12 protein-coding genes are annotated in these 14,091 nt (G+C 47.1%); 10 read left to right on the forward strand and 2 right to left on the reverse strand.

Going from position 1 to position 14,091, the window contains the following annotated elements; all coding sequences use genetic code 11:
• Nucleotides 1-145 precede the first annotated feature (145 nt).
• On the forward strand, nt 146-2,692 hold the full coding sequence (locus EKN56_RS01030) for a class I adenylate cyclase (RefSeq protein ID WP_407656513.1): 2,547 nt from the start codon (nt 146-148) through the stop codon (nt 2,690-2,692).
• A 116-nt stretch (nt 2,693-2,808) separates the two neighbouring features.
• Here the strand turns inward: EKN56_RS01030 and cyaY are convergent, their stop codons facing one another.
• The gene (cyaY, locus tag EKN56_RS01035) at nt 2,809-3,132 is read right to left on the reverse strand and encodes an iron donor protein CyaY (protein WP_130590115.1); all 324 of its coding nucleotides are present in this window, start codon (nt 3,130-3,132) and stop codon (nt 2,809-2,811) included.
• Between the two features lie 78 nt (nt 3,133-3,210).
• Between cyaY and lptM the strand changes: the two genes are divergently transcribed.
• The 9 genes from lptM (at nt 3,211) to EKN56_RS01080 (ending at nt 12,978) form a co-directional block, all read left to right on the forward strand.
• Complete coding sequence (gene lptM / locus EKN56_RS01040; protein WP_130590116.1) at nt 3,211-3,399, forward strand: LPS translocon maturation chaperone LptM; 189 nt, start codon at nt 3,211-3,213, stop codon at nt 3,397-3,399.
• A 123-nt stretch (nt 3,400-3,522) separates the two neighbouring features.
• The gene (gene lysA, locus EKN56_RS01045) at nt 3,523-4,773 is read left to right on the forward strand and encodes a diaminopimelate decarboxylase (RefSeq protein ID WP_130590117.1); all 1,251 of its coding nucleotides are present in this window, start codon (nt 3,523-3,525) and stop codon (nt 4,771-4,773) included.
• A gap of 116 nt (nt 4,774-4,889) precedes the next feature.
• Nucleotides 4,890-5,714 carry a diaminopimelate epimerase gene (gene dapF / locus EKN56_RS01050; RefSeq protein ID WP_130590118.1) on the forward strand — a complete coding sequence of 275 codons (825 nt, stop codon included), beginning with the start codon at nt 4,890-4,892 and terminating at the stop codon, nt 5,712-5,714.
• Nucleotides 5,711-6,427, forward strand: coding sequence for a DUF484 domain-containing protein (locus tag EKN56_RS01055; RefSeq protein ID WP_130590119.1), 717 nt, complete (start codon nt 5,711-5,713; stop codon nt 6,425-6,427). Before dapF ends, EKN56_RS01055 begins: the two co-directional genes overlap by 4 nt.
• Nucleotides 6,424-7,350: a tyrosine recombinase XerC gene (xerC, locus tag EKN56_RS01060; protein WP_130593548.1), complete on the forward strand. Its 927-nt coding sequence runs from the start codon at nt 6,424-6,426 to the stop codon at nt 7,348-7,350. The genes EKN56_RS01055 and xerC overlap by 4 nt, the downstream gene beginning before the upstream one ends.
• Complete coding sequence (gene yigB, locus EKN56_RS01065) at nt 7,350-8,066, forward strand: 5-amino-6-(5-phospho-D-ribitylamino)uracil phosphatase YigB (protein ID WP_130590120.1); 717 nt, start codon at nt 7,350-7,352, stop codon at nt 8,064-8,066. The genes xerC and yigB overlap by 1 nt, the downstream gene beginning before the upstream one ends.
• A gap of 43 nt (nt 8,067-8,109) precedes the next feature.
• The gene (uvrD, locus tag EKN56_RS01070) at nt 8,110-10,272 is read left to right on the forward strand and encodes a DNA helicase II (protein ID WP_130590121.1); all 2,163 of its coding nucleotides are present in this window, start codon (nt 8,110-8,112) and stop codon (nt 10,270-10,272) included.
• A 576-nt stretch (nt 10,273-10,848) separates the two neighbouring features.
• Nucleotides 10,849-11,799: a magnesium/cobalt transporter CorA gene (corA, locus tag EKN56_RS01075; protein WP_130590122.1), complete on the forward strand. Its 951-nt coding sequence runs from the start codon at nt 10,849-10,851 to the stop codon at nt 11,797-11,799.
• 117 nt (nt 11,800-11,916) lie between these two features.
• Nucleotides 11,917-12,978 (forward strand): AbrB family transcriptional regulator, encoded by a 1,062-nt coding sequence (locus EKN56_RS01080; protein WP_130590123.1) that lies wholly within the window; start codon nt 11,917-11,919, stop codon nt 12,976-12,978.
• Here EKN56_RS01080 and rarD read toward each other — a convergent pair.
• Nucleotides 12,975-13,862 carry an EamA family transporter RarD gene (gene rarD / locus EKN56_RS01085; protein WP_130590124.1) on the reverse strand — a complete coding sequence of 296 codons (888 nt, stop codon included), beginning with the start codon at nt 13,860-13,862 and terminating at the stop codon, nt 12,975-12,977. The two genes, EKN56_RS01080 and rarD, sit on opposite strands and share 4 nt — an antisense overlap.
• Nucleotides 13,863-14,091 lie beyond the last annotated feature (229 nt).

The raw sequence follows: 14,091 nt of genomic DNA on the forward strand, positions 1-14,091 counted from the left end.
CTTTACGCCTACCTCACAAGGTGTTAAATTGATCACGTTTCTGGCAATCAATGAACGATTGTATTTGCTAAATGGACGAGCAACCAGAATGCAGTTCCTTTAACAATCTTGGGAATCAATCAGGCAAATCGTCTTGCATCTTAATATGACTCTATTAAAGCAGCGATTGGATACGTTAAATCAATTACGTATCGATCGGACTATGGCGAATATGGGATCTGCTTTCCAGCAGGTTTACATGCTGCTGCCCGTTTTTTTGCATTATCACCACCCCAAAATGCCTGGTTATCAGGATGGTATCGTACCTAACGGTATCTGCGCCTATGTTCCTAATGAAGCCCAAACACAGTATTTGACGAACTTCTGTCAGAGTACCGATATTCCTCTTAATCAACATGCTACTCAGGCACTGCCTATTACGGGTGTTTACAGCATGGGAAGTACTTCTTCGGTTGGCCAAAGTCAGTTTTCCGATCTGGATATCTGGATCTGTCATCAGTCATGGCTGAACGGTAATGAACGCACTATTTTGCAGGCGAAATGCTTGCTGCTGGAACAGTGGGCTGCCTCACTGGGTGTGGAAGTTAACTTCTTTTTGATTGATGAAAACCGCTTTCGCCAAAATCAGAGCGGTAAGCTGGATAATGAAGACTGTGGTTCAACCCTGCATATTCTGCTGTTAGATGAATTTTATCGTAGTGCCGTACGTTTAGCCGGTAAGCCTGTTTTATGGAACGTGGTTCCCGATGAACAGGAGATGAATTATGAAGAGTATGTTTCAGCACTATTTGCCGACGGGACGCTACAGCGCGATGAGTGGATAGATCTGGGTGGTTTAGGTTCGCTTTCTGCGGAAGAGTATTTTGGTGCCAGCCTGTGGCAATTGTATAAAAGTATCGATTCGCCTTATAAAGCAGTGTTGAAAACCTTGCTGCTTGAAACCTATTCATGGCAATACCCACAGTCACAACTGTTGGCAATAGAGATTAAACAGCGTCTGCATAATGGTGAGCTGGATTCTTTCAGTCTGGACGCCTATTACATGATGCTGGAAAGAGTGACCACCTATTTACAGGCGATTGGTGATGATGCCCGTCTGGATCTGGTTCGCCGCTGTTTTTATATGAAGGTTTGTGAACGTCTGTCTGAATCTACAGATACTATTCCGGCTCAGGGCAACTGGCGGCGGGAAATTCTCAGTCAGTTAACTCGTGATTGGGGCTGGGATACGGAGCGAATGCAGATTTTAGACAATCGCGCCAACTGGAAAATTGAACGCGTCCGCGATGCTCATAATGAGCTGCTGGATGCGCTGATGCAAAGCTACCGTAATCTGATTCGTTTCGCCCGCCGTAATAATTTAAGCGTTAGTGCCAGCCCACAAGATATTGGCGTACTAACCCGTAAGTTATATGCCGCTTTTGAAGCTTTACCGGGCAAAGTCACGTTAGTAAACCCACAAATATCACCAGACCTGTCAGAAAAAAACCTCACGTTTATCCAGGTACCCATTGACCGGGCAAATCGTGCCGGATGGTATCTGTATAATCAGGCGCCACAGGTTGATTCTATTATTGGCCATCAGCCATTGGAATATAATCGCTACCTGAGCAAACTGGTGGCCTGGAGCTATTTTAATGGGTTGTTGACGCCGGATACGCGTCTGCATGTTAAAAATAGTCAGTATTGCAGCGATGAAAAGCTGCAGGTATTTGTTGCTGATATTGCTAAACATTTTCCATTAAGAGTACCGGCGCCTACGCCAAAAGCGCTATACAGTCCTTGTGAAATTCGACATCTGGCACTGATTGTTAATCTGGAAAATGACCCGACAGAATCCCTGTTGCAGCAAGATACTCCACCGTTTGACCTCGGTAAATTGGATGTATTCAGTTTCGGTAATCAGGAACAGTGTCTGATTGGCAGCGTAGATTTACTGTATCGCAACTCATGGAATGAGGTTCGTACTCTGCATTTCAGCGGCAGTCAGGCGGTGATTGAAGCGCTAAAAACAATTCTGGGTAAGATGCATCAGGATGCGCTGCCGCCTGAATCAGTCGACGTCTTCTGTTATAGCCAGCATCTGCGTGGATTAATTCAGACGCGCCTGCAACAGTTGGTGTCAGAATGTATTAGCCTGCGTTTATCCAGTACCCGTCAGGATTCAAATCGTTTTAAAGCACTGCGCCTTGCAGGACAAACCTGGGGTTTATTCTTTGAGCGTCTGAGCGTTTCAGTGCAGAAGCTGGAAAATGCTGTTGAGTTTTATGGTGCGATTTCCAACAATAAGCTGAACGGCATTCCGGTTCAGCTAAAAGCAGGTCAGGAACATTTACCCGAAATTATTGATGGTTCTGCCAGCGAGGGGATTATCCAGTTCTTCTTTGAAGATACAGATAAGGGATTCAATATCTATATTCTGGATGAGCTAAATCGGGTTGAAGTCTATCTAAACTGCCAGGGGTGTATTGAAGAGTTGGTATGCGACGTTAGCCGTTTTTACGCCTCTTCCCATGAACGTTTTACTTATGGTTCGGGTTCGGTCAATTTTAACTTGCCGCAGTTTTATCAGATTGTTCAGTCAGAGGGTGAAGCGCGAATTATCCCTTTCAACAGCAATTCAATTTCACCGCTGAGTGCGCCATCAGTGCCGATCACTAAAAAAGATATTCTTCTTAGTCATACCTTCTGATTTACTGATCTCGAGTATGTAGAGTTTTCCGGCCGGCGCGTAAATCACTTCTGCGCAACGATGCTATGACCGGAATATTGTCTAATATTGAATTGAATCACCTGATTTGCGAAAAATTAATCCCGCAAATAAACCTCTTCACCCGCCTGTTCGGTACAGGCTTCTGACAGCACAGAGAAAAACTCCTGCCCGCTGCGATCGCAAAACCATTGACCATCACGGTAGTCAAAATGGTATCCACCGCTTTTGGTTGCCAGCCAGACTTGATGCATAGGCTCTTGTTTGTTAATGATAATTTTAGTGCCATTCTCAAAAGAGAGTGACATCACCCCACCATTGATTTCATAATCAATATCGGCATCGCTATCGATGCTATCAATGGCCTCTTCGATGTTATGCATCAATTTTTCTGCCAGTTGATGAAACTCAGTATCATTCATAATCAGAATTCCTATTGCTTTTCGTGATCTAGCTGCGATTATAGAGGGCTAAACAAAATGAATCACAGGCTTATTTTAATGAATACATTTTTTCGTTGCTCACTCTTAGTACTGACAACCTTTTGGCTTGCTGGCTGCGGCTTGAAAGGGCCTTTATATATGCCAACGGACGAGCCGCCTAAGAAGGAGTCTCCGCTAAAACCGACGCAATCACAACCTGCACAAACAGAAAATAATGCTCAGGGTGATAAAGCGACCAAAGAGTGATCATTTGTTTATCCGCTAAAATTTATTTTTATCACGTAACCGGCAGGGGACGTGATGCGGACATTCAGAGTATTTCGGTTGTATCAGATAAACACAGCATAAAAAACAGATTAGGCAGACACTATGGATTACTTTAATTACAAAGACGGGCAATTATTTGCCGAAGATGTACCGGTGGCAGAGTTGGCCGCTCGTTTTGGTACACCTCTTTATATCTATTCTCGGGCGACGATTGAGCGCCACTGGCATGCATTTAATGATGCGTTATCCGGTCATCCTCATCTGATTTGTTATGCAATTAAGGCCAACAGCAACCTGGCATTTCTGAATGTTTTGGCACGTTTAGGCTCAGGTTTTGACATTGTTTCACAGGGTGAACTGGAGCGCGTTCTGGCTGCTGGTGGCGATCCGGCTAAAATTGTATTTTCCGGTGTGGCTAAGTCAGAGACTGAAATTCGTCGGGCGCTGGAAGTGGGTATCCGTTGTTTTAACGTGGAATCTATTCCTGAATTACACCGTATCAATCAGATTGCGGGTGAAATGGGGGTGAAAGCGCCTATTTCGTTGCGTATTAATCCGGATGTGGATGCTAAAACTCACCCTTATATCTCTACCGGGTTAAAAGAGAATAAGTTTGGTATCAGCTATCAAAAAGCGCGTGAGGTTTACCGCTTAGCTAACGAGATGCCAAATATTGCGGTCAGAGGTGTCGATTGCCATATTGGTTCTCAGCTCACAGAGCTTTCGCCTTTCCTTGACGCGACTGACCGATTATTGGTTTTACTGGACCAGCTTAAAGAGGATGGAATTGAGATCCATCATCTGGATCTGGGCGGTGGATTGGGCGTACGCTATGACGATGAAACACCACCAGAGCCGAAAGAGTACGCGGCTGCCTTACTGCAAAAGCTGAAAGGGCGCGAAGGTTTGGAGCTTTGCTTTGAACCAGGACGGGCGATTGCCGCCAATGCCGGTATTATGTTGACCACAGTAGAGTACCTGAAAGATCAGGACGATCACCATTTCGCCATTGTTGATGCGGGTATGAATGACCTGATTCGCCCTGCTTTATATGAAGCATGGATGAAGATCATTCCGGTTATTGAAAAACCAACGGGTCAGCGTCAGACCTATGATGTTGTCGGACCGGTATGTGAAACCAGTGATTTTCTGGGTAAAAATCGTGAATTAACGCTGAATCAAGGTGATTTACTGGCGGTGCGTAGTGCTGGAGCCTATGGTTTCACTATGAGCTCAAACTACAATACTCGCTGTCGTCCGGCAGAAATCATGGTTGATGGTGCACAGGCTCATGTGGTGCGTGAGCGAGAGAATTTTGAAGATTTGTGGCGCGGTGAGCATTTGGTGAAATAATATATCAGGATGTACGTTTTCTGGTTTCACAGCTTCAGAATAGCTGGCCCGGCAAGACGAGAATTTAACTGGCGATAAATCAGTAATATATAAGGTCGTCGAAAGTGGGGTATGAAATGCAATTCTCTAAAATGCATGGCTTGGGCAATGATTTTATGGTTGTCGATGCGGTGACACAGAACGTCTATTTTTCACCGGAGCTGATTCGCCGTCTGGCCGATCGCCACTATGGTGTCGGCTTTGACCAGCTCTTGGTGGTTGAGGCACCCTACGATCCTGATTTAGATTTTCATTACCGGATATTTAATGCTGATGGCAGTGAAGTTGCACAATGCGGTAATGGTGCCCGCTGTTTTGCTCGTTTTGTTCGTCTGAAAGGATTGACCAATAAGCGGGATATTCGGGTCAGTACACAAAATGGTCGTATGACGCTCTCTGTCAGTGAAGACGATCTGGTTACCGTTAACATGGGTGAACCCGATTTTGATCCCTCACATGTGCCTTTCCGTGCGGCTAAAATGGAGAAAACCTACATTTTTCGTGCAGCTGAACATACGGTGCTGTGCGGTGTAGTGTCGATGGGTAACCCACACTGTGTTTTACAGGTAGATAATGTAGAAACCGCGAATGTGGAAGAGCTGGGGCCGCTGTTAGAAAGTCATGAACGCTTTCCTGAGAGAGCCAATATTGGCTTTATGCAGGTCATCAATCGCGGAAGCATTCGTCTGAGAGTTTATGAGCGCGGAGCAGGTGAAACTCAAGCCTGTGGTAGCGGTGCTTGTGCTGCTGTTGCCGTGGGTATTATGCAGGGCGTGCTGGATGATAATGTGAAAGTTGAACTTCCCGGAGGCAGTTTACAAATAAGCTGGAAAGGTCCGGGACATCCACTGTACATGGTAGGGCCTGCCTCACATGTTTATGATGGGTTTATTCACTTATGAGCCAACGTAAAAAAAAGGGATCAACTTCGGAGATTCAACCAGTCAGCCTGACCGATGACATGGTTAGTCAGTATCTGCTGAATAATCCTGATTTTTTTATTCGTAATGCTCGACAAATTGAACAAATGCGGGTTCCTCACCCGGTGAGAGACAGTATCTCATTAGTTGAATGGCAAATGGGCCGCCAGCGTAATCATATTGAGCAGTTAGAAGAAGAGATTACGTTACTGATGGAGCAGGCAACCACCAATGAGATTCTGTTTACCCGGCTGATTAACCTGCAATGCCAGTTGGTACAGGCGGATAGCCTGCAAGATCTATTAGACCGCTTACGGCAATGGGCTCGTTCTCTGGGGCTGGTTGACGCCACCATTCGCCTGTTTAATGAGAAATGGCATCTGGGCGCGCCTTCAGATTTCACACATCTCTCCCTGCCGCGTCAGTCATTCGAACCAATGCGTATTCAGCGACTGGGCAACCGTAATCAATATTTAGGTCCACTGAATAGTCCGGAAATTTTGTTATTAATGCCTGAGGCTAAAATGGTTGGGTCTGTTGCGTTATCCCTGTTAGGAAAAAGAGGTGATTTAGGTATGGTGATATTTACCAGCCGTGACCCTCAGCATTATCAGCAGGGGATGGGCACATTGATACTCGATCAACTCAGCCTGATTCTGCCCGGATTGCTATCCCGATGGATAGAGCCGGTATGACAGAACACCACTACGACCTGAACTGCCCATCCTTACAGAATCCCGTTGATAGTTTTCTGCGTTACCTGCGGGTTGAACGTCAACTCAGTCCTTATACTCTGAAAAGCTATCAGCGGCAGCTGGCAGCGCTTATTGCTTTGCTGGTTGATATTGGACTAATGGACTGGACTAAACTGGATGCCGCTGGCGTAAGAATGCTGGTCACGCGTAGCAAACGTTCCGGTCTGGAATCAGCCAGTCTGGCACTTAGGCTCTCTGCTCTGCGCAGTTTTCTGGACTGGATGATTGGTCAGGGACAAATCACGGCTAATCCGGCAAAAGGGATCTCAACACCGCGTAAGGGTCGCCACCTACCGAAAAACATGGATGTGGATGAAGTGAATCATCTGCTGGATATCGATTTAAACGATCCTCTGGCGGTCAGAGATCGCACCATGTTGGAGTTAATGTATGGCGCGGGTTTGCGTTTGTCTGAATTGGTTGGTTTGGATTGCCGCCAGGTGAATCTGGACTCGGGTGAAATCCGGGTGGTAGGAAAAGGCAGTAAAGAACGTAAATTGCCTATCGGCAGAATGGCGGTAACCTGGTTGAATCGCTGGTTACCCATGCGTGAGTTTTATGCACCAGATGATGATGCGCTGTTTGTCTCAAAACATGGCAACCGAATTTCAGCCCGCAATGTGGAGAAGCGTTTCGCCGAGTGGGGGGTTAAGCAGGGGGTAAACAGCCATGTGCATCCCCATAAACTGCGGCACTCTTTTGCTACCCATATGTTAGAGTCCAGCGGAGACCTGCGGGCCGTGCAAGAGCTGCTGGGACATGCTAACCTCTCCACAACCCAAATCTATACCCATTTGGATTTTCAGCATTTGAGCTCGGTGTACGATGCTGCTCATCCACGCGCCAAGAGAGGGAAATCCTGATGCATTTTTATCGACCGCTGGGGCCTGTCAAAGCACTGACCTTCGATCTTGATGATACGCTGTATGATAATCGCCCGGTTATTGAGCGTACTGAACGTGAAGTGGTTAGCTTTATGCAACAACAGTTTCCTCAGGTTGCTAACTTAAGCCGTGAGGGATTTAATCGAATCCGTCACCAACTGTTGGAGCAGGAGCCTGATATCTATCACGATGTCAGCGAATGGCGTCGTCGGGCGTTTGAGACCACCTTGCAGGTTCATGGCTACAGCGATAATGATGCCCGACAAGGGGCCGAACTCACCATGGAGCATTTCAGCTACTGGCGTAGCCGTATTGATGTGCCGCAATCTACTCACACCACATTGAGCCTGTTGGCGACACACTATCCACTGGTGGCCGTCACCAACGGTAATGCTAATCCGCACATGTTCGGTCTGAGTGACTATTTTAAACTGGTGTTACGTGCCGGGCCGGATGGTCGGGCGAAGCCGTTTGGCGATATGTATTTGAATGCCGCCCAACAGCTTAAACTGGCGCCAGAAACTATTCTGCATGTTGGCGATGATCTGATTACTGATGTTGCCGGAGCAATACGCCATGGCCTTCAGGCATGCTGGATTAACGATCGTGAAAGAAACATTATGCATGAACCAACCGGCTGTTTATTACCCCATATTGAAATTTCCCGGTTGGAATCATTGTGTCGATTGATATAATCTATCCATTCATCTGTATAAATTAACAGTATATGGCCTAATAATGGACGTTTCCTACCTGCTAGAAAACTTAAATGATAAACAGCGCGAAGCTATCGCCGCTCCCCGTACCAATATGTTGGTGCTTGCCGGAGCAGGTAGTGGGAAAACTCGTGTATTAGTGCATCGTATTGCCTGGTTGCTGTCTGTTGAGCATTGTTCTCCTTATTCCATCATGGCGGTAACCTTTACCAATAAAGCCGCCGCAGAGATGCGCCATCGTATCGAACAGCTGATAGGGACTAGTCAGGGTGGCATGTGGATTGGAACCTTCCACGGTCTCGCACATCGCCTTTTACGGGCACATCATCTTGAGGCTAATTTGCCGCAGGATTTCCAGATTCTGGATAGCGAAGATCAACTGCGATTATTAAAGCGAATTATCCGGGCGATGAATCTGGATGAGAAGCAGTGGGTCCCACGTCAGGCCATGTGGTACATCAATAATAAAAAAGATGATGGTTTGCGCCCACAGCATATTGATACTTATGGCAATGTAACGGAAGGAACCTGGCTGCGTATTTATCAGGCGTATCAGGAAGCCTGCGATCGGGCCGGCCTGGTAGATTTTGCCGAGATTCTGTTACGTGCTCATGAACTATGGCTGCACAAGCCTCAAATCCTGAATCATTATCGTGAGCGTTTCACTAATATTCTGGTGGACGAATTTCAGGATACCAACCGTATTCAATACGCATGGATACGTATGTTGGCGGGTGACAGCGCTAAAGTGATGATTGTTGGTGACGACGATCAGTCGATTTATGGCTGGCGTGGTGCACAGGTAGAGAATATTCAACGCTTTCTGGATGATTTTCCGGGGGCGCAAACCGTTCGTCTGGAACAAAACTATCGTTCAACCAGCAATATACTGAAAGCGGCTAACGCCCTGATTGCCAATAATGATGGTCGCTTGGGTAAAGAGCTGTGGACTGATGGCGAACAAGGCGAACCGATCTCCCTTTACTGTGCATTTAATGAACTGGATGAAGCGCGTTTTGTGGTCAGCCGTATTAAAGCATTTCAGGACAGCGGCGGTGCTTTAACTGATTGTGCCATCCTGTATCGTAGTAACGCCCAATCGCGGGTGTTGGAAGAGGCGCTAATACAGGCATCGATGCCCTATCGGATATACGGCGGCATGCGATTCTTTGAACGTCAGGAAATTAAAGACTCTCTGGCTTATCTGCGGTTAATCGCTAATCAAAATGATGATGCTGCATTTGAGCGGGTGGTAAACACCCCAACGCGCGGCATTGGCGATCGTTCGCTGGATGTTATCCGTCATGCCGCCCGTGACCGTCAGGTTACGCTATGGCAGGCATCTATTGCTTTACTACAGGAAAAGGTACTGGCCGGTCGGGCTGCCGGAGCCATTCAGCGTTTTATTGAATTAATTGAAGCCTTGGGCCGCGAAACCAGCGAATTGCCTCTGCATGTACAAACCGATCGAGTTATCCGCGATTCGGGCCTGCGTCAGATGTATGAGCAGGAAAAAGGCGAAAAGGGCCAGGCTCGTGTAGAAAACCTGGAAGAACTGGTGACGGCAACTCGCCAGTTCAGCTTTCAGGATGAAGATATGGATTTGACGCCGCTACAGGCATTTTTGTCCCATGCTGCGCTGGAAGCGGGAGAAGGACAGGCAGATGCCTATCAGGATGCGGTACAGTTAATGACTCTGCACTCAGCTAAAGGTCTGGAGTTCCTTCAGGTCTTTATCGTCGGTATGGAAGAGGGAATGTTCCCCAGCCAAATGTCGTTGGATGAAGGTGGCAGGCTGGAGGAAGAACGCCGTCTGGCCTATGTTGGTGTCACGCGCGCCATGCAGAAGCTAACCCTGACCTATGCAGAAACCCGCCGTTTATATGGTAAAGAGGTTTATCACCGCCCATCCCGTTTTGTGGGTGAGCTGCCGGAAGATTGTATTGAAGAGGTTCGCCTGCGAGCCAGCGTATCGCGTCCGGTAAGCCACAGCCGAATGGGTACACCAATAAGTCAGAATGATAGCGGTTATAAGCTGGGCCAACGGGTTCGTCATCCTAAGTTTGGTGAAGGCACTATCATCAACCTTGAGGGCAGTGGTGAACATGCCCGACTGCAAATTGCATTTCAGGGCGAAGGTATTAAGTGGCTGGTGGCCTCTTATGCCAGGTTAGACATTCTGTAGTTATCTGATTTTGAGAACGTCGGGCGAGGCCCGACGATTACCCTGTTAGAATAGCCATTAACTTATTGGCATATGGATCTTGTGTTGCTGATTCCCCATTACCCTGATGTTTTTAGTCATAAAATCGCCCTTCTTTCGTTGTTCCCACCGGTTGAGCTTTTCTTTTGAATTCAGAGCTTGGTTTAAACTATAAAATCCAGAAAAAATAATGAATTAATAGATGAAAAGCTGGCTGTGGCTGTTATACCTGCTATTTTCGGTGCGAAAATAAACAATAAATACTTTCCAATGGTTGACAGAGTTTTTCCCGAAGGCGTAACATGCGCGCACTATTTTCCTATGGGGGCAACAGCTTTGGACATTCCCAGTCGATACTGGCTCAATGATCTTTTAATTAAGTTCAACTTCTAAGGCTATCCCTATTTGCTGATAGCCTTCGTGGTTGTCAGCGACCTCTATATTATCCCGTCGCTAATGAGCTGGATCTAGTCTAGGTCTGATTAATATGGCTTTTGCCAGCATGTCAGATTGTTCAATGCGTTGTCTGTATCTCCACTGTAAAAGAGGGATGACGCTATGCTAAGCGCATTTCAATTAAATCATTGCCGCTTGTCTCGTTTAGAGTTGGACGAGGGCGATAATCTGGCCTCGTCTGTATGGGTCGATCTGGTGGAACCAGAGGATGAAGAACGGGAACGCGTTCAGGAAGAGCTGGGTCAGTCACTGGCAACGCGTCCGGAACTGGACGACATTGAGGCATCGGCTCGTTTCTTCGAAGATGAAGATGGCCTGCACATTCACTCCTTCTTTTATTACGAAGATGCCGAAGACCGCGGCGGCAACGCCACCGTGGCATTTACCATTCGTGACGGTCGTTTGTTTACGCTACGTGAGCGCGATCTGCCCGCATTCCGCCTTTATCGGATGCGTGCCCGTAATCGGGCGATGATCGATGGTAACGCGTATGAGCTGCTGTTAGATCTGTTCGAAACTAAAATTGAACAGTTAGCCGATGAAATCGAAAATATTTACAGCGATCTGGAAGCTCTGAGCCGAATTATTATGGAAGGGCATCCTGGTGATGGCTATGACGAAGCGCTGTCCACACTAGCCGAGCTGGAAGATACCGGCTGGAAAGTACGTCTGTGTTTGATGGATAGCCAGCGGGCATTAAATTTCCTGGTGCGTAAAGCACGGTTACCAAGTAATCAGTTGGATCAGGCGCGTGAAGTGTTACGCGATATTGAATCTCTGCTGCCTCACAATGAATCCCTGTTTCAGAAGGTTAACTTCCTGATGCAGGCAGCGATGGGCTTTATCAATATCGAACAAAGCCGCATTATTAAGATATTCTCGGTGGTATCGGTAGTATTCCTGCCGCCAACGCTGGTGGCATCAAGCTACGGTATGAACTTTAAGTTTATGCCTGAGTTGGACTGGTCATTGGGTTATCCGGCGGCAATTGGTCTGATGGTGTGTGCGGCGTTAGCGCCTTATCTCTACTTTAAGCGCCGTAATTGGCTCTGATACCCCGTTTCCATCAAAGATTTACCGTCTGATTGTTATATACTTATTTTATATCAATCAGCGGTAACTTCCTTGTTGGCTCTGTCTCCGCTGCGCTAGCTATCAGGATATGTAACCGTGGCAGAACGCTCTCCCATTTTCCAATGGGTCATATTGTTAACTCTTTCTCTGTTGTTATCGCTGGTGATGTTGCATTTTCACATCCCTGCAGCGATGTTACTTGGGCCGATGGTGGTTGGCGTAACCATGAGCCTCTTTGGTGCAACAGTACGCATTGATAACCGTTTCTTTATCTCTTCTCAGGCCATTCTTGGCTGCATGATTGCTCAAAATCTCTCTTCATCCATTTTGGTCTCGCTGGCGGCAAACTGGCCCATTGTTCTTTCTATTCTGTTGGCCACGCTGTTTGCCAGTGGTATGTCAGGCTGGCTGCTGGTTCGTTTTAGTAACCTGCCGGGTACCACCGGAGCCTGGGGATCATCACCGGGCGGTGCGGCGGCGATGGTTGCTATGTCGGAAGAGTATGGTGCAGATGTGCGCTTGGTGGCTTTTATGCAATACCTGCGGGTGCTGTTTGTCGCTGGTTCGGCGGCGCTGGTGGTTCGTATTGCTATGGGAGGAGAGGCACAGAGTGTTGTGCAGGAGCTGATATGGTTTCCTCCGCTGGGCTGGGATTTTGTCGCGACGCTGGCTCTGGCTATTATTGCCGGTTGGTTAGGGCGTCGTCTGCGCTTTCCGTCGGGTACTATGTTGTTTCCGATGTTGATTGGCGCAGGGTTGCATGCGGGTGATGTGTTAACCATTCAGCTACCAGAATGGCTGCTGGCAATGGCATATGCCTTTATCGGCTGGAGCGTTGGCTTACGTTTTAATCGGGCAGTTTTTCTGCTGGCGTTGAGAACGCTGCCGCAAATTGTTATCTCGATACTGGCGCTGATGTCACTGTGTGCATTAATGGCGCTGGCATTGACCAAAGTATTGGATATGGATTTTCTGACCGCCTATCTGGCAACCAGCCCGGGGGGATTAGATACCGTGGCAATCATTGCTGCCGGGAGCGGGGTGGATATGTCTTTTGTCATGGCGATGCAAACTCTGAGACTATTCAGTATTTTGATGACCGGCCCGGCGATGGCGAAATTTATCTCCCGCCATGCGCCGAGAAAGGCTGAAAGTTAACGTAGTTTGCGTTGATAATACAGGGCATCAAACACGAAGATAATCAGTGCCGCCCAAATAAAACCGAATGTAATCAGTTTCTCTTTACCAATGGTTTCACCATAAAATACCGTTGCCAGTACGAACATCATGGTTGGGCCGATGTACTGGAAAAAGCCCAGAGTAGACAGGCGCAATTTAGTTGCGGCAGCGGTAAAGAACAGCAGTGGAACGGTAGTGACGACACCAGCTGCAACCAACAGTAAATTCAGCGACATGGTATTCTGGCCCAGGTGACTGGTTGGGGTATCGGCAATAAAGAACAGATAGAACGCTGCGATTGGCAGTAGCCACAGTGTCTCAATTAACATGCCGGTCTGTGAATCGACGCCAATTTTTTTACGTACCAACGCATACAGACCAAAAGTAAAAGCCAGTATCAGGCTGATATAAGGAATAGAACCAAACTGCCAGAGCTGGATGGCGACGCCGCTAAAGGCCAGCGCTACCGCAACCCACTGCATCCGACGAAAACGTTCACTAAGAAATAACATGCCAAGTAACACATTGACCAATGGGTTAATAAAATATCCCATGCTGGCTTCCAGCATATGATGATTATTCACCGCCCAGATAAATGTCAGCCAGTTACTACCAATTAATATTGCACTAACTGCCAGTAACAGTAATTTGGTTTTATTGCGACAGGCCGCACGTACGGTATTCCACTGCCGACTAACGCTAATCAGCAATATCATAAAGAAAAATGACCAGATAATTCGATGTGTCAGTATCTCATTGGCAGGTACATAATCGATTAGCTTAAAGTAGGCTGGAGCAATACCCCAGATAAAGTAAGCGGCTAAAGCGAATAAAACACCCTGACGAGTCTGCTGCGATTCCATGAAATACCTTGTACTGAACACTCAAAATAGAATTTGCCAGTGTACTTCATTTTAATGCTTCTTTATGTCTGAAATTAACACAAGTTATAGGATAAACAGGTTTTAAATACCGGGAAATACTCAATTAATATCGGGCGGGATAATACGCACTCTATCGATGATACCCCTTCGATTTATAGGGATAAAGATCGAAGAATTTGCAGGAAAAGAGCCTGTTTGCATTAAAGAT

Origin of the sequence: Limnobaculum zhutongyuii (assembly GCF_004295645.1) — a bacterium.
GTDB classification, from domain to species: Bacteria; Pseudomonadota; Gammaproteobacteria; order Enterobacterales; family Enterobacteriaceae; genus Limnobaculum; species Limnobaculum zhutongyuii.

Bases quoted from the DNA above. Each gene is read 5' to 3' on its own strand.
- EKN56_RS01030 (WP_407656513.1), top strand. From the start codon at position 146: ATGACTCTATTAAAGCAGCGATTGGATACGTTAAATCAATTACGTATC.
- cyaY (WP_130590115.1), bottom strand. From the start codon at position 3,132: ATGAATGATACTGAGTTTCATCAACTGGCAGAAAAATTGATGCATAAC.
- lptM (WP_130590116.1), top strand. From the start codon at position 3,211: ATGAATACATTTTTTCGTTGCTCACTCTTAGTACTGACAACCTTTTGG.
- lysA (WP_130590117.1), top strand. From the start codon at position 3,523: ATGGATTACTTTAATTACAAAGACGGGCAATTATTTGCCGAAGATGTA.
- dapF (WP_130590118.1), top strand. From the start codon at position 4,890: ATGCAATTCTCTAAAATGCATGGCTTGGGCAATGATTTTATGGTTGTC.
- EKN56_RS01055 (WP_130590119.1), top strand. From the start codon at position 5,711: ATGAGCCAACGTAAAAAAAAGGGATCAACTTCGGAGATTCAACCAGTC.
- xerC (WP_130593548.1), top strand. From the start codon at position 6,424: ATGACAGAACACCACTACGACCTGAACTGCCCATCCTTACAGAATCCC.
- yigB (WP_130590120.1), top strand. From the start codon at position 7,350: ATGCATTTTTATCGACCGCTGGGGCCTGTCAAAGCACTGACCTTCGAT.
- uvrD (WP_130590121.1), top strand. From the start codon at position 8,110: ATGGACGTTTCCTACCTGCTAGAAAACTTAAATGATAAACAGCGCGAA.
- corA (WP_130590122.1), top strand. From the start codon at position 10,849: ATGCTAAGCGCATTTCAATTAAATCATTGCCGCTTGTCTCGTTTAGAG.
- rarD (WP_130590124.1), bottom strand. From the start codon at position 13,862: ATGGAATCGCAGCAGACTCGTCAGGGTGTTTTATTCGCTTTAGCCGCT.